Consider the following 14912-nt stretch of genomic DNA (forward strand, 5'->3'; position numbering starts at 1 on the left):
AATAAACTTGGCACACTATTGAGTTCTCAAACAACAGACACACCCGGCACCACCCAAACCAACGTTCAGGATCGCTCCGGAGCAACTTTTCAAACTTACCCGTTCCGGCGAAGCTTTGCAAATCGGCGTTTCTGCGATTTCCGCTTGGCAGGAGGGTCCCCGGCCCGTCCGCGGCGCACTCTATTAGCGCACCATTTCCAGGCTGTTTGAAAGGGGGTTGGCCGCTATTTTTCCGCTTCAGCGGCGGCGACTCGAAAGACTCTACACGGCCCCGGGGGCCCGTGCAAATCGGCGCCGGGCAGCAGCCTCCGAGCACATATAGGGATAGGATTTCATTGTGCCCGGGGTCATTCTGGTGCCCGGACAGGCAGTCCGCACGGCACGGACCGTACTAGCGGGTAGCTGCCATCCCGGCCATTACTCTGCGCGTTACCGGCTCAACTAGACAGAACAGTCTGTCTCGCATAAATTTCAGGTAGATCGCTGGCCCTATGGGCAGAGATCCGTTTATCGCTGAAGCAGAAACGGCGGATCAATGTGCATGTCCTATTGAGGAGCCAAAAAATGGATGCCACCCAGTTTGACCTATTTGTCGCCGAGGCGCTCACCACGGAGCGGGAGACTGACACAGTTCTCGGGCCTGACGAGCTTTATGGCCTCTACACCAGCTGGTGCCTGATCCATAAAGCACAGCCGGATGCCGCTGGCGCGCTGTTTGTGGCGCTCAGGGAACGCGGCATTGATCCTGAGAACTGCGAAATGGCCATGACGGGGCCGGCTGCAGCGGACTACATCCTGGCGAGTGCCCCCAGCCTTATCTAGGCCAAGCAAGTGAAAGAGCCGGCGCAAGTCGGCTCTTTCTGCGTACTCAGACATGTATTTAGGGCGCATTGCCCAGACAGCGATTCATCGCACTTATATCGCCAGCCCGCGGGCTCGGCGGGAAGTACAGGTACCCAATGGCCGTAGAACCCGGCAGCGCAGAAGGCGCAATCCTAGGCGGCAGGTACCGCATGGTGGAGCAGATAGGTTCCGGTGCCATGGCCAACGTTTACCGGGCCGTGGACGAGTCCCTTGAACGGGAAGTCGCCATCAAGGTCATCAACCGAAGGGACACGACCCGGGAAACGGCACGTGACGACGACGCCGAGGTCAAAGTTCTCGCTGCCCTGAACCACCACAGCCTGATCACACTGCTCGACGCCGGGGTGGACCGACAGGGGCCGGGGCGCCCCCGCATCTACCTGGTGATGGAGCTCGTGGAAGGCCCGGATCTCAAGCGTCGCCTCACCGAGGGGCCGCTTTCCCCCCGCCACACGGCCGAGATCGGCTATGACGTGGCAGATGCCCTGGCGTACATCCACGAAAGCGGTGTTGTTCACCGGGACGTCAAGCCCGGCAACATCCTGGTGTTCGACTACCAGCACGACACCGCCCGGATGCACGCCAAGCTGACGGACTTTGGCATCGCACTGATGGCTGACGAACCCGACCTGCAGGGCGAAGGCTTCCTTGGCACCGCAGGCTACCTGAGCCCGGAGCAGGCGAAGGCCGAGCCCGTGGGGCCGCCCAGCGACGTCTACTCCCTGGGCCTGGTGCTGCTCGAGTGCCTGACCGGGCAGCAGGCCTTTCCCGGCGACCCCCTGCAGAGCGCCCTCGCACGCCTCATGAACGACCCCCACATTCCGGACGACGTCGAACCCGAGTGGCGCCTGCTCCTTGCCGCCATGACAGCCCGGAATCCGGAGGACAGGCCGTCGACCACGGAGGTCAGCCAGGCCCTGTATGAACTGTCCCTAAGCACGCGCGGAAAGCACAAGGTGGACGCCTCCGTCATTCCCGCTGACGAGGAAGCCCGGATGGAGGCGGTGCGCAGCTACGGAATCCTGGACACTCCCCCGGACGGGGCGTTCGACAGGGTCACCGCGCTGGCCGCCAGGCTTTTCTCCGTGCCGGTGGCGATCGTGTCCATCGTCGACCACGACCGGATCTGGTTCAAGTCTCACTACGGGCTGGAGGTGAAGCAGATCAGCCGGGACCCGGGCCTGTGCGCGTCAGCGATCCTGCAGGACGGTCTCTGGGTGGTGGAGAACGCGCCCGAGGACCCGCGGACCCTGCTCAATCCCCTGGTCGCCGGTGAGTTCGGCCTGAAGTTCTACGCCGGTGTTCCCCTCAAGACCCGCAGTGGCCACAACCTCGGAACACTGTGCATCCTGGACTTCGAACCGCGCACCCTGACTGCCGAGGACCACGCCAACCTGCGGGATCTGGCAGGGATGGTCATGACGGACCTTGAACTGCGGCTGGAAGCAGCGGCTGGACAGCCCGATACTCCCCTGGGTTCCGCAGCGTCGACGATTCCCATGGATACCGGCCTCGTCAGCTAGGAGCCCCTTCCCGCCGCCCGCGGGCCACCGCCACGCGGAGATGCCCCCTGGCATGGGCACCACGTTATGTCAGGACATTAATCCCGCCGCAAGATTTTCCTAGGCTGCCCCGACCACGATGAGTGGTGTCTGTAAGCGCAATTGGGGGCGACCATGGACCTGTGTTCTGCATCTAGTTCCGGTCTCCACGACACAGGAGGCCGGCAATGGCAGTATTGGACATCCACGTCAACGACGGCTACGTCCCGATGGTGGACGGCTCGCTCGTTTACCACCGGGGCTTCGGGGAGCGGCGCACCGCGGTCAACGATCCGAACCCGTCGCTGGCGCTGAGTCCGAGGGTCATCACCGCAAACGGACGGGTGGTGGCCAGCAGGACGTACCCGCTGGGTGCACCGCTTCCGCCGCATGGAAGGCCCACGCCGCTGCGTCCGGACCCGGCGCAGGCCCGGCAGTTCCTGGCGCGGCGTGGCTACTGGGCCAGCTTCTTTCCGCCGCGTACGCTCATCGCTGAGAGCGGCAGCACCATCGAGGTGATGTTGCACAACAACCTCGCGCAGCCGCATGAGATCCGGTTCCATCGTGCCGGCCCGGGCGGGGCGGACATCGGTTCCGGTCAGGTAGCGCCGGGAAAATCCAAGCTCCTGAGGTTTCCGGCGCCTCTGCCCGGGACCTACTTGTTTACGGATCCGGGCAACCAGCCGGTGGAACGGACCCTTGGCCTGTACGGCGCGCTGGTCGTGATCGATCCGCGCAACGCGTGGCGGCTGGCGCCCGGCGCGGCAGAGTTCGAACGCCAGTGGCTCTGGCTCTGCCATGACGTGGATTCCAACTGGGCCCGGATCTCCTCGCGGGGACAGACAGTCAACCCGCTGGCCACACCGGCCGTGCCGGACTACTTCACCATCAACGGGTTCGCGGGGTTTCAGTCGCTGGCAGTCACCAGCGACGCGGAGTTCAACAACCGGCGCAAAGAGGACACCCTGCCGTCGGGCCACCCGCGCGAAACGGACGTTCGCAACTTCAGCGCCTCCCCCTCGCCGGGCGCCGTGCGGACCGGACACCTCATGCGGATGCTCAACGCCGGCATCGTGGACCACCAGCTGCACTACCACGGCAACCATGTCTGGACCGTGCGTGCCAACGGCATCGACTTCCCCCGTTCCCAGGGCCGGGTTTCGCCACAGGGAGACGTCATTCTCCAGCAGTGGGAGGACACCGTTCAGCTGCAGCCCGGGGAGCGCAAGGAGGCCATGCTCCCGGTTCGGCGGCCGCCGGAGGTGATCGACCACGTCTGGAACGCCAGGGCAGAGGACTGGACCTACCCGATGCACTGCCACGCCGAACCCTCACAGACCGCGCGCGGCGGCTTGTACCCCGGCGGGCTTGTGGCCGACTGGGTGCTGGCCCACGAGCCCGTCCCCGACACAGGACTCCCCCCGACAGTGGAGGACGAAGCCCACCACACGTTCCGCAGCCAGGTGGATTTCTCCTCGGACCAGCCCCATGAGGGCAGCCCGGAAACCAAATTCCTGCTGAAACCCGATGTCTCGCTGGAGCTTGACTTCTTCAACAGGAAAATGGACTTCCCTGACGGCTCCGAGCACGAGGTGTGGAGCTTCGAGGGCAACGACTTCGGCCGCCAACTCCCTGGCACTACAGTGCGGTTGCAGGAGGGCCAGCTGTTCCACGCCACCGTCAAACCCAGCAAGAAAGTCCATACGATTCACTGGCACGGCATCGAACCGGACCCCCGCAACGACGGCGTAGGCCACACTTCCTTCGAAGTTTCCGGCCACTACACGTACCAGTGGAGGCCGGACGTCGCCGAACGCGGCAACCCCAACCGGGGTTCGGCCGGAACCTACTTCTACCACTGCCACGTCAACACTCCCCTTCACGTGCAGTACGGCATGTTCGGCGCCATCGTTGTGGATCCCGCACCCAATCCGGCCATGCCCGCGCCCGCCGGGACACGCCGCCATTCGTTTGAAGGTCCGCTCTATGACATCGCCACGGAGACCATGATCGCGCCGTACTCGATCGATCCGAGATGGCATGACATGAACCACGCGGAGGGGCTCAACGGCGAGGACGCGGGACTGAACCGGTTCGAGCCGAGGCACTTCTTCCTCCTGGGCGGCAACATCCCGAGCCGGCCCAGGGGTGACGACAGGGTGTGGACCGTCTCGCAGATGCGGGCCAACGTGGCTGGGTACGGCAAGTATCCGACGCTCGTCCGCATGGTCAACGTGGACTACTTCCCCACCCTGACCCGGATCACGGACGCAGCGGGCAAGCCGGCAAAGATCGCAGAGTTGATTGCACATGACGGCCGCCCCTTCTGGACCACGCCCAATCCCACCGGTCCGGCGGTACAGCCGTATACGGCCGGGCAGCCGCTCATGACCGACATCATCAAGTCGGGTGCCGCAGAAAAGTTCGACTTCCTGCTGCATCCTCCGGCCCCGGGAAAGTACACCATCAGCATCCAGTTCGTGCACTGGCTTACGTCGAAGGTTCTCGCAACGAAGACGGTTACAGTCACGGCGGTTTGAACGGCCAGCTAATTAGATGCAAGGGATAACTCTTGAAAGCTCGACGGCGGGAGGGCGCCAGCGTCGCCGGCCTCCCGTCGTCGGGGTCAACTGTCCCGAGAAATCGGGCGCACTGGGCCGCTGACGTACAGCGGGCCGGCTGCTACTGTGGCGGCATGGAAGCTGGTATGGTCCGCCCCAGGAGCGGCAAGGTAATCGCGGGCGTCTGCGCGGCGCTGGCGGCGCGGTTCGGCATTTCCAAGGCGCTGGTCCGCTTCGGCTTTGTGCTGTTCGGCCTGTTCGGTGTCGGGGAGCTGGTCTACATCGCGTTGTGGATCCTCATCCCCAAGGAGCGCTGAACGCCGATCAGTTGCCGGGCAGGAGCCGGTGCCAGCCGCGCGTGATGCTGGCCCAGATCGCCCACATGGCGGCCGCGGCTGCGGCGAGTGACAGTGCAGCTGTAAGGGTCTGACCGGCGGCGAAGAAACGGATGGTGTATCCGGTCAGGTAGGCGAGTCCGACGGCGGCCGCAACACCCAGCGCGAACAGCAGCAGTCCCGCGGCGGTGCTGAATGCGCGCTTCGCGGTGCCGCCGGGGCGCTCGGCCTCAGTCCGGCCCGGCTGCAGCAGGTCGACGGTACGCCCCTCCTCCCAACCGCCGTCGGCGGTACCGGCACGGTCGGCAATCAGGTGCGGACCGGCGTCGGGCATCACCACAGTGAAGTTGGCATCAGGCTCAGTCTCCGGGTCAGCGTCCGTCCGGACACGCCGGCCGCGGCGGCGCTTGCCGACCGTCGTCGTCGGCTCTTCCCAGACCTCGTCCAGAGCGGTGAAGCCGCCCTCGGCGGCGATCGCGAGCACAATCTGGGCGCAGGCCAGCGCGTGCGCCCGCGGCTCATGCCGCTCAACCGGCGGAAGATCCAGCGCGTTGAGCACGTCGCTGAGGCGGTGCCTCGGCAGGGTCAGGTGGTCCTGGGCGAGACGCAGCGCGCAGTAGAAGTCCTTGGCCGGCAGGTCCAGGTGCTGGTGCTCGGTGGCTTTGCGCATGACCGAGGCGTCATAGGGGGCATCGAACGCCACAAGCGGGTCCTCGCAGACGAACTGCAGGATGCCTTCGAGGGACATTTCCCAGTCGGCGGCGTTCTGGACGTCCTGTTCAGCGATGCCGTGGAGCTCCACGTTGATGGGGTCAAAGTCGTCGATGCCGGGCGGCGGCTTGATGAGCCACGACGCCGTGTCCACGATGTGCCCGTCCCGGACCTTCACCAGGCCGACGGCGCACGCCGAGCCGCGGTGGCTGTTGGCCGTTTCGAAGTCGATGGCCGTAAAACTGATTCCTGACATCCTTGCCTCCCCAGGGCATGGCGCGGGAGGCCGCAAACGCCGTTGTTTGTGACCTCCCGCACATGACCTCGCCATTCTTGCAGAAGGCATGCAGGATTACGGCCCCGGAGGGCAATGTGACGTGCGCCATTCCTCCAGTGCAACGGCTGTTGACTGCTCGTCGCCTGTCCGGGAAAGCCCGACGGCGGGTGGCCGGCAACGCTTAGCCGGCCACCCGCCGTCGCTGGTTCAGGAACGGGTGGTGATTACCGCCCCGGGTTCGGATCTATGCCCCCGGTGGTCCCCATCCCGCCGTCGTCCTGGCCGGCAACCTCGGGGACTTCGATCAGCGGAACGGACTGTGTGACCGGCGCACTGTGGTGCGCAGGATCCTTGTGCCGGGCTTCCTGGAGGTGCTGTTCCAGCTTCTCTTCCGCGTCCCGCCGACGCTGGCCGATAGTACGCATCTGCTGGGTGGTGGGTGCCGCATGCGCGTGCTGGTGCGGCCCGTGATCCGGAAAAAACTCGCTCATAGTGGAATCGTCCCACTGGTCAGCCGAAGTCGCTACCACCTAAAAACCGAAGGCCCCTCGGAAGAAAAATCCGCCGTTGCCCGCCGGAAAGCACCCTGCCATTCTGGGTAAATCCCGCTTCCGGGAGCGAACGAAAGGACCAGACGATGCCCCTTTATCTTTCCAAGTTCAGCTACACCCCGGAAACCTGGGCACGGCTGACCAGCAGCCCGGAGGACCGGAGAAAGGCCGCGAAAACCTACATCGAATCAGTCGGCGGAAAGCTCCACGGATTCTGGTACTCCTTCGGCACGCACGACGGCTACAACCTCTGGGAGGCACCGGACAACGTGTCCATGGCCGCAGTCGCGGTGGCGATCACCGGGGGCGGGGCGCTTGCCTCATTCGAGACAACAGTGCTCCTGACCGTCGAGGAGGCGATGGATGCCATGCGGCAGGCCGCACAGATCAAATACCAGGCTCCGGGCACCGCACAGCAACCGGAGGTTACAGTCGACTGAGCCCGGCGCTCCGGGTTGGACCGGCCGGCTCAGCGCTCCGGGTTCAGGTCCTTGCGGAAGATCACCGTGCCGTTGGCGTTGCGGAGGGTGACGGAGAAGACGTCGTCCTCGCCGAGGTCCACGTGGCCGAAGTACTGGCTTTCGCCGCTGCGCGGTGACTCGCCGGCGTAGGCGCCCGCCCGGGAGAAGACCACCTCGGGGCCGAAGGTGCCGTCCATCTGGTTTGGTCCGAAGCTGCCCGCGTTGATGGGACCGCCCACGAACTCCCAGAAGGGATCGAAATCCTGGAACGCGGCACGCTCGGGCGAGTAGTGGTGGGCGGCGCAGTAGTGCACGTCAGCGGTGAGCCAGACGACGTTTTTAACCCGGTTGCGCTTGAACGCGGACAGCACCCGCGCGATCTCGAGTTCCTTGCCCAAGGGGGCACCGCCGTCGCGGTTGGCGAGGGACTCCTGGGCGGCGGGCCCGTCGGGGACGATGATGCCGAGCGGGAGGTCTGCGGAGATCACCTTCCACGTGGCCTTGGACTTGCTGACCTCGCGGATGAGCCAGTCGGCCTGTTCCTGGCCCAGGATGTGGGTGAGCTTCGTTTCCTTGCCGTCGGTGTTGGGCTCCTTGTAGGTGCGCATGTCCAGGCAGAAGACGTCCAGCTGCGGCCCGCGGGTGATCTTGCGGTAGATGCGGGCCGGTTCGAAGCCGGTGCTGCCGTCGCTGAGCTGGGCGATGGGCTGGTATTCCTGCCAGGCCTGGCGGCCCCGGGCGGCAAGGACGTCAACGCGGCGCTCGGTGTAGCGGGCGTCGGTGAGGATTTCGCCGGGGTACCAGTTGTTGGTGGTTTCGTGGTCGTCCCACTGGGCGATGACCGGGACCTCGGCGTAAAGGGCGCGGATGTTCCTGTCCATCAGGTTGTAGCGGTGCCGGCCGCGGTACTCCTCGAGGGTTTCGGCAACCTTGGAGACTTCCTCGGTGACGAGGTTGCGCCAGATCTGGCCGTCGCGCTCGGTGACCTGGGCGGCGATGGGGCCGTCGGCGTAGATGGTGTCGCCGGCGTGGATGAAGAAGTCCGGCTTGGTGGCGAGCATGGCCGCGTACCCGCGCATGCCGCCGATGTCCTTGTTGATGCCCCAGCCCTGGCCCGCGGTGTCGCCGGTCCAGACGAAGCTCTGGCCTTTCTGTTCGCCGTTGCTGCGGGACCAGACACTGCTGGCCTTCGAGCCGGGCGCGGTACTGAAGGAGCCGCTCAGGTTTTCGCCGGCGTTGCCGTCCGGATCCTCGAAGTGCATGGTGAGCGCAAAGCGGGTGCCCGACGGCAGGTCGCGGGCGTGGATCTTGGAGGTGAAGTCGGTCGCGCCGCTGGCGGTGGTGCCGCGCAGTACACGGCTGAAGGCGCGGCTGCCGCGGAGCGCTGACCCGCCCTCGTCGACGGCCACGAGCTTGGCCACCAGCCGGCCCGCGCCCGATGCGCGGGACCACAGGACGCCGGAGTTGGTGGTGACGTCTCCCGTGGAGATGCCGGACGGCAGGGTCAGGCGGTTGCGGACCAGCGGAACGGCGGACGGGCGGGCCGCGTGGGCGGGGACAACCAGTGAGGGTGCGACGGCGGCAGCACCGGCAGCGGCGATGGCACCTTTGAGGACGTTGCGGCGGGAGAGAGCAGTCATGGGGCCATCCTTGACGGGCCGGATTAAGAGCCGGCGACGGCGGGGTGAACCGGGTGGAGCGCGGCGGTGACGGAGTACCCCCGGGCAGAAAACAATCAAGGCCCGGTGGGAGCCGGGCCTTGAGTGTTTAGTTTGCCGATGCTTGCAACTAGTCGACGTTAGTTGGAGATCGACAAGCTGGCGCTGGTCTTCCAGCCGGTGTACGGCGACCACACGCCGTTGGTGCCTTCCTGCCACCGGACCTTCTGGTAGACCTCTTCGTTCCCGATCTCGCCGTTCACCAGGGTGCGGACGTTCGAGATGGTCACGGGTCCGCTCCAGTAGTTCAGGTGACGGCTGAAGTTGGAGGTGCCCAGGTAGTCGTCACCGTTGGGCCAGTCGTCGTCCTCCCAGCGTTCCTGCGTGATGTTCACGTAGCGGTCGCTGTAGCAACGGACTTGGATCTTGTAGTCCACGAGTTTGACGCCCGAGGAATTGAACCCGGCGAAGACTGGCTTCAGAGGGGTGACAGAGCAGGCATAACTGGTGGTCGCGGCCTGGGCCGGAGCCGCAAGGGCAAACGGTACAGCCGCCATTGCCACGCCGAGAGCAGACAAGAGGGCGAGCTTGCGGCGGATGGGATGGGACTTCTTCGATGCAGGGGAAGTAGACACGAATGTGCTCCTAGGAATGAAGATGCGATGGATGAGGTTTGCGCCCTGGGGATCGGGCCCCGGATCCTCGGTGTCTCTCCGATTGATCCGGTGAATCAATGGTGAAACCTGGCACCCATCCGTGACTTCCGTGCCAGCACTGATCTTTGCAGCGGGGGTCCCATGACAAAATGGCCGGATTAATTGACAAATATTGGAATTGTCTTCCCAACCGCTCGAAGCTCGGACTAACATCCTGCACCTGGGCATTAATCAAGGAAGATATGCCGAGAGCTGACCCTTACTTTCGGGCAAGGGTAAATGGGTGGGAATTAGGCGCGTGGCGCTTTTCCTCGCGGCAACTCATTTGCGGGATTCTCCATGGAGGAACCGCCCACATCAAATATTCAGGGCTGACTTTACCGCCCGTCAATTCGTGCGCGTATTGCGTCCCCTTCGGCATGCGCGCTTTCGCACCCCATCGGAATGGAATTCATGATGAAAAAGATCTTAGTTTTTGCTGCCGTTTTGCTTGGTCTTGTTGTAGGTGGAGGGCCCGTCGCCGCCGCGCCCCCGGAACCCATCGAGTTCACGTTCGTCAACAGAGACTGCGGCTTCCGTGTCGAAATCACGGTAACCGGCGGGTCAGGGGTCAATGAACTTCCCGGCGGAGCCTCAATCATCACTGCACCGAATCAGCGGGTAACTCTCACAAATAAGGACGGAGAAAGCGTCAGCTTTGTCATTACGGGGGCAACCCACATCGATGCGAGCGATCCCGACCTTGTTGTCGTGACGTCAACGGGTAACAATGTCCTGATCGTTCCAGAAGGTCCCACCGAAGGCCTGTTCTTCACCCAAGGCACCGTAACCTTCGTGCTGGATGACAAGGGACGCCAAGTAAGCGCTTTTGAAGGCCCTGGGAAGGTGACCGATATTTGCGCATTATTGGCATAACGGTCACCACATACGAACGGGTGGCTGGCATTCCTGCCAGCCACCCGCCGTCGTGCGTTAAAACAAGCAGTTCAGCGCACCGGTGCCTCGTCCACGAACGCCACCTGCGCCACGGCCTGCTGGTATAGCTTGAGCGCGTCCTCCACTGCGAGGCTGCCAAAGCTTAGGGACAGCTGGAGGCCTTCCAGCTGGGCATTCGCGCTCTCGGCGGCGCTGACCTTCTCGCCCAAGGCACGGGAGTTCGCGAAGTTCGTGGCCAGCGCCGCGGCGACGGAGAAAATCACGGCAGCAAGGCAAAGGAACCGCCACACCACGGACTCCTCCTCCAGCCTGAAGATGCCCTGGATGGCCTGGGTGAATCCGGTCCCGCCAACGGCCGGACCTGCCGTGAGCATCGCGGCCAGGGCACTGCCCACGATGCTGATGTTGGAGAGCCTGTTCCGGCGCGGCCGCTCACGTCCCAGATACACGCGAATGGCCTGCTGCTTCAGGTCGATGCGGTTGGACAGCCGTTGGCGGGTATCCGCGGATTCGTCCATGGTCTGCTACAGCCTTTCTCCCCCCGGTCGACGTTGGGTTCAGGATCCCACCGCCCCGAAAGCCGGTCCAGAGCGGAGAAGCGCGGGACTGCGGAGGCTGAGCCCGCGCAAACCTCGCCGGGCACGCCGGAACGCACCCAGGACGCTGGAAATTTCCGGCGGGCCTGCAGGCCTCCCGCGAATTCGTGGGAGGCAGGGGCGGACTCGGGCGGCAGAACCCGTCCGCAGTCAGGCACTCCAAGCAAGACAGACCTGTCTCCCTGTCCGGGGCAGGCCGGCTTGTGTACCTTATTTCCACGGGACTGCAATGGCGCATCCCGGCGGGCTGGGGAGCGGATGAGAGGCGACGAAGATGGCAAAGACTACCGGAGCGGCACCAAAACTGGCCAAGGCATTGGCCATCGTTCTCGGCACCGGGGACGCGGGCACCGGGCACCCGGATACGAGAGGGCCTGGCACCGAGCAGATTCCGGTCCGGCTGCGGGCCTGGGACGGCTCCGAAGCAGGTCCCGCCGACGCACCGCTGATCGAATTCACGTCGCGAAGGGCGCTGCGGCGGATCCTCTGGTCGCCGGGACAGCTGGGACTGAGCCGGGCGTATGTCGCCGGCGAGATCAAGGCGCATGGCGACATCTTCGCAGCCTTCGCGGCACTCAGCTCCGCCGGCAAGTTCGCCGAACCCGGCCCCTTCACTCCGCTGACACCACGGGAGCTGTGGACGCTGCTCAAAACCGGTGTCCGGCTGGGCGCGCTGGGGCCCAACCCCGCTCCCCCGCCGGAGGAGGCCAAGGTCGAGCAGCACGGAAGGCGGCATTCAAGGAAGCGGGATGTCGCAGCCATCTCCCACCATTACGACGTCGGCAACGACTTTTACCGGCTGGTCCTGGGCCCGTCGCTGGTCTACTCATGCGCCGTCTGGTCCGACGAGGGCACGGGCCTGGAAGCGGCGCAGGAGGCGAAGCTCGACCTGATCTGCCGGAAACTCGGGCTGAAGCCGGGCCAGCGGGTGCTGGACGTGGGCTGCGGCTGGGGAAGCTTCGCCCTGCACGCGGCTGAGCGTTACGGGGTGAACGTCGTCGGCGTCACGCTGTCCACGGAGCAGGCGGACCTAGCCCGGAAGCGTGTGGCCGAGGCCGGGCTGACCGAGCGCGTGGACATCCGCGTCCAGGACTACCGAGATGTGGACGACGGCCCCTTCGACGCGATCAGCTCCATGGGCATGTCCGAGCACGTCGGCCGCGAGCAGCTCCCCCGGTACGTCGAGCAGCTCCATGGCCTGCTGCGTCCCGGCGGGCGGCTGCTCAACCACTCCATCTCCTGGAACGCCGGACCCGCCGAGGACGACCCCGACTCGTTCATCCCCCGCTACGTCTTCCCCGACGGCGAGATGCTCAGCCTGGGGACGGTGGTCACGGCCCTGGAGGACGGCGGCTTCGAAGTGCTCGACGTCGAGGCCCTCCGCCGGCACTACGGCCTGACCCTGCGGGCCTGGGTCAGGAACCTCGAGGACCAGTGGGACGAAGCAGTCCGGCTCACCTCCGAAGGCCGCGCCCGCATCTGGCGCCTATACATGGCGGCCAGCGCGCTCGGCTTCGAGAACGGGCTGACCGGCGTGAACCAGGTCCTCGTGCAAAAGTCCGGCGGCGAGGAACCGCAGCTGCGGCTGAGGAACTGGGCCGGCTGAGCCTAAACCAGGAAATCCACACACAAGGAGCAAGGACAATGGCTAACATTCTGATGGTCGTCTCGGCGGCCGACTCGCTGACCATGAAGGATGGCAGCCAGCATCCCACCGGATTCTGGGCCGAGGAGCTGGTGGTGGCGCACCGGACCCTTCAGCAGGCGGGACATTCAGTGGATTTCGCCACTCCTGGCGGGGTCAAACCCACGGTGGACAAGCTGAGCCTGCAGGCCGAGACGGTGGGCAGTGAGGAACGGGCGGAGGACTTCCGCACCTATCTGGACATGATCGAGGTGGACCTTTTCGCGCCATTGGTGCTGGCCGACGTCGACATGTCCGCCTACGACGCCGTCGTCCTGCCTGGCGGGCACGGCCCCATGGCCGACCTCTTCCAGGACAAGGACCTCGGCCGGATCCTCGTGGAGGCCAACGGCGCCGGCAAGATCATCGCACCCTTCTGCCACGGCCCGGCGGCCCTGCTCAGCGCCACGGCCGACGACGGTGCGTTCGCCTTCGCGGGCCGCAAGCTGACGGTCTTCACCAACTCGGAGGAGCTGGGCGGTGGCACGGGCGAGAACACGCCGTGGTTCGTGGAGACGGCCCTTCGGGGAAAGGACGCCAACGTGGAGACCGGTTCGGACTGGGCCAGCCACGTGGTGCGCGAGGGCAACCTGATCAGCGGCCAGAACCCGCAGTCCAGCGAGGACGTGGCCAAGGAGGTCATCAAGGCCCTCGCCGAATAATCAGAACCCCTGGCTGGGCCTCTCGGGGCCACGGTGTACCGACTTATGCGGTCATAGGCAGTCTTCCTACCGGGCAGGTCGCTTGTGCGAGGCGTCTTCGTGCCGAACCGACAGCGCGTCGGCGGCGTAGAGCATTTTGCGGCCCATGGCGTCATCGGGCCAGACCCAGACAACAGAACCGTCCGGCAGGAGGTCATCGATGACCCCGGACCCGGCGGTTCCCTCTGTTTCAAAAAGGACGCGGTCACCCACGCTGTAGCTAGGCGGCTTGGCCGCACCACGCTTGGCCCGGCTGCCACGTGCAAGGGGGGTGGAGGATGCAACTGACATATTGGGAAAGCCTTTCTCTGCTTGTTGGGGGGTGTCAGAAGGTGTCTGCGTCGATGACGAAGCGGTAGCGGACATCACTGGCGATGACGCGGTCGTAGGCGTCGTTGATTTTGCTCGCGGGAATAACGTTGACGTCGGCCCCGAGCCCGTGAGTTGCGCAGAAGTTCAGCATCTCCTGCGTCTGGCGGATGCCGCCCATCTTGGACCCTGCAAGGTTCCGCCGGTAGCCGACGAGGGACCAGGCGCGCGTGGTGAGGGGCTTCGACGGCAATCCTACGAGCACCATGGTGCCGTCCAGATCGAGCAGTGCAAGGTAGTCGTCGACGTCGATATCGGCTGAGACAGTGTTGATGATCAGGTCGAAGTGACCCGCCAGGATGTCGAAGGTGGCGGGGTCGGATGTTGCATAGTAGTGCTGCGCACCCAGGCGTAGCGCGTCCTCCTGCTTTTTGAGCGACTGGCTCAGTACCGCGACGTCGGCGCCCAGAGCGGCAGCAATCTTGACGCCCATGTGGCCCAGACCTCCCATGCCGATGATCGCCACGCGCTTTCCGGGCCCGGCCCGCCAGTTCCGCAGGGGCGAGTACACAGTGATGCCTGCACACAGCAGAGGCGCGGCGGCATCGAGCGCAATGCCGTCAGGCACCCGAAGAACGTAGTTTTCATCCACCACTATGCTGGTGCTGTAACCGCCCGCGGTAGGCAAGCCGTCCCGGCCCACCCCGTTATAGGTTCTCGTAACACCGGCCAGACAGTATTGCTCCTCCCCGGCGCGGCAGTTGGCACATTCGCGGCAGGAATCAACGAAGCAGCCCACCCCCACCCGGTCCCCCACGGAGTAGCGGGTGACCTTCGCCCCGACGGCCTCCACGATGCCGGCAATTTCGTGTCCCACGACAACCGGGTAATTAACCTGCCCCCAGTCGCCGCGCGCCGTATGGATGTCCGAATGGCAGATCCCTGTGAACTTGATGGCGATCCTCACCTCGAAGTCACCGGGATCGCGGCGCTCGATAGTACCGGGCTCCAAGGGCGCGGAGGGTGAAGCAGCCACGTAGGCTTTGGCTAGGGTGGGCATAGCGGTTCCTT

15 protein-coding genes are annotated in these 14912 nt (G+C 64.9%); 8 read left to right on the plus strand and 7 right to left on the minus strand.

Annotation, left to right across the window (positions count from 1 at the left end):
- Window positions 1–564: 564 nt before the first annotated feature.
- The 4 genes from ACFTR6_RS19960 to ACFTR6_RS19975 all read left to right on the plus strand — a co-directional run bounded on the left by ACFTR6_RS19960 (window position 565) and on the right by ACFTR6_RS19975 (window position 5283).
- Complete coding sequence (locus tag ACFTR6_RS19960; protein WP_076798469.1) at window positions 565–822, plus strand: hypothetical protein; 258 nt, start codon at window positions 565–567, stop codon at window positions 820–822.
- Window positions 823–959: 137 nt separating this feature from the next.
- A complete protein-coding gene (locus tag ACFTR6_RS19965; protein ID WP_377959202.1) occupies window positions 960–2387 on the plus strand; it encodes a GAF domain-containing serine/threonine-protein kinase in 1428 nt (475 codons plus the stop codon).
- A gap of 206 nt (window positions 2388–2593) precedes the next feature.
- Window positions 2594–4945 (plus strand): multicopper oxidase domain-containing protein, encoded by a 2352-nt coding sequence (locus tag ACFTR6_RS19970; protein WP_377959203.1) that lies wholly within the window; start codon window positions 2594–2596, stop codon window positions 4943–4945.
- Between the two features lie 155 nt (window positions 4946–5100).
- Window positions 5101–5283 (plus strand): PspC domain-containing protein, encoded by a 183-nt coding sequence (locus tag ACFTR6_RS19975; protein ID WP_076798472.1) that lies wholly within the window; start codon window positions 5101–5103, stop codon window positions 5281–5283.
- Window positions 5284–5290: 7 nt separating this feature from the next.
- Here the strand turns inward: ACFTR6_RS19975 and ACFTR6_RS19980 are convergent, their stop codons facing one another.
- Together ACFTR6_RS19980 and ACFTR6_RS19985 are read right to left on the minus strand one after the other, a co-directional pair.
- Window positions 5291–6268, minus strand: coding sequence for an exonuclease domain-containing protein (locus tag ACFTR6_RS19980; protein ID WP_377959204.1), 978 nt, complete (start codon window positions 6266–6268; stop codon window positions 5291–5293).
- Between the two features lie 245 nt (window positions 6269–6513).
- Window positions 6514–6780, minus strand: a complete 267-nt coding sequence (locus ACFTR6_RS19985; protein WP_157365097.1) for a hypothetical protein — start codon at window positions 6778–6780, stop codon at window positions 6514–6516.
- A 146-nt stretch (window positions 6781–6926) separates the two neighbouring features.
- On the opposite strand from ACFTR6_RS19985, the gene ACFTR6_RS19990 reads away from it, so the two are divergent.
- Window positions 6927–7280 (plus strand): GYD domain-containing protein, encoded by a 354-nt coding sequence (locus tag ACFTR6_RS19990; RefSeq protein WP_087872892.1) that lies wholly within the window; start codon window positions 6927–6929, stop codon window positions 7278–7280.
- Between the two features lie 29 nt (window positions 7281–7309).
- Here ACFTR6_RS19990 and ACFTR6_RS19995 read toward each other — a convergent pair whose 3' ends face one another.
- Both ACFTR6_RS19995 and ACFTR6_RS20000 read right to left on the minus strand, forming a co-directional pair.
- Window positions 7310–8941, minus strand: a complete 1632-nt coding sequence (locus tag ACFTR6_RS19995; protein WP_377959205.1) for an alkaline phosphatase D family protein — start codon at window positions 8939–8941, stop codon at window positions 7310–7312.
- 158 nt (window positions 8942–9099) lie between these two features.
- A complete protein-coding gene (locus tag ACFTR6_RS20000; protein WP_377959206.1) occupies window positions 9100–9594 on the minus strand; it encodes a hypothetical protein in 495 nt (164 codons plus the stop codon).
- Between the two features lie 474 nt (window positions 9595–10068).
- On the opposite strand from ACFTR6_RS20000, the gene ACFTR6_RS20005 reads away from it, so the two are divergent.
- Window positions 10069–10530 (plus strand): hypothetical protein, encoded by a 462-nt coding sequence (locus ACFTR6_RS20005; protein ID WP_087872893.1) that lies wholly within the window; start codon window positions 10069–10071, stop codon window positions 10528–10530.
- Between the two features lie 71 nt (window positions 10531–10601).
- Here the strand turns inward: ACFTR6_RS20005 and ACFTR6_RS20010 are convergent, their stop codons facing one another.
- A complete protein-coding gene (locus ACFTR6_RS20010) occupies window positions 10602–11069 on the minus strand; it encodes a hypothetical protein (RefSeq protein ID WP_377959207.1) in 468 nt (155 codons plus the stop codon).
- A gap of 352 nt (window positions 11070–11421) precedes the next feature.
- Between ACFTR6_RS20010 and ACFTR6_RS20015 the strand changes: the two genes are divergently transcribed.
- Both ACFTR6_RS20015 and ACFTR6_RS20020 read left to right on the plus strand, forming a co-directional pair.
- Window positions 11422–12753, plus strand: coding sequence for a class I SAM-dependent methyltransferase (locus ACFTR6_RS20015; RefSeq protein ID WP_377959208.1), 1332 nt, complete (start codon window positions 11422–11424; stop codon window positions 12751–12753).
- Between the two features lie 38 nt (window positions 12754–12791).
- A complete protein-coding gene (locus ACFTR6_RS20020; RefSeq protein WP_377959209.1) occupies window positions 12792–13493 on the plus strand; it encodes a type 1 glutamine amidotransferase domain-containing protein in 702 nt (233 codons plus the stop codon).
- Between the two features lie 66 nt (window positions 13494–13559).
- Here the strand turns inward: ACFTR6_RS20020 and ACFTR6_RS20025 are convergent, their stop codons facing one another.
- Both ACFTR6_RS20025 and ACFTR6_RS20030 read right to left on the minus strand, forming a co-directional pair.
- On the minus strand, window positions 13560–13823 hold the full coding sequence (locus ACFTR6_RS20025) for a hypothetical protein (protein WP_377959210.1): 264 nt from the start codon (window positions 13821–13823) through the stop codon (window positions 13560–13562).
- Between the two features lie 34 nt (window positions 13824–13857).
- Window positions 13858–14901 carry an NAD(P)-dependent alcohol dehydrogenase gene (locus tag ACFTR6_RS20030; protein WP_377959211.1) on the minus strand — a complete coding sequence of 348 codons (1044 nt, stop codon included), beginning with the start codon at window positions 14899–14901 and terminating at the stop codon, window positions 13858–13860.
- Window positions 14902–14912: the final 11 nt, after the last annotated feature.

It is taken from the genome of Arthrobacter sp. NPDC057009, assembly GCF_042673905.1.
Classification (GTDB): Bacteria; Actinomycetota; Actinomycetes; order Actinomycetales; family Micrococcaceae; genus Arthrobacter.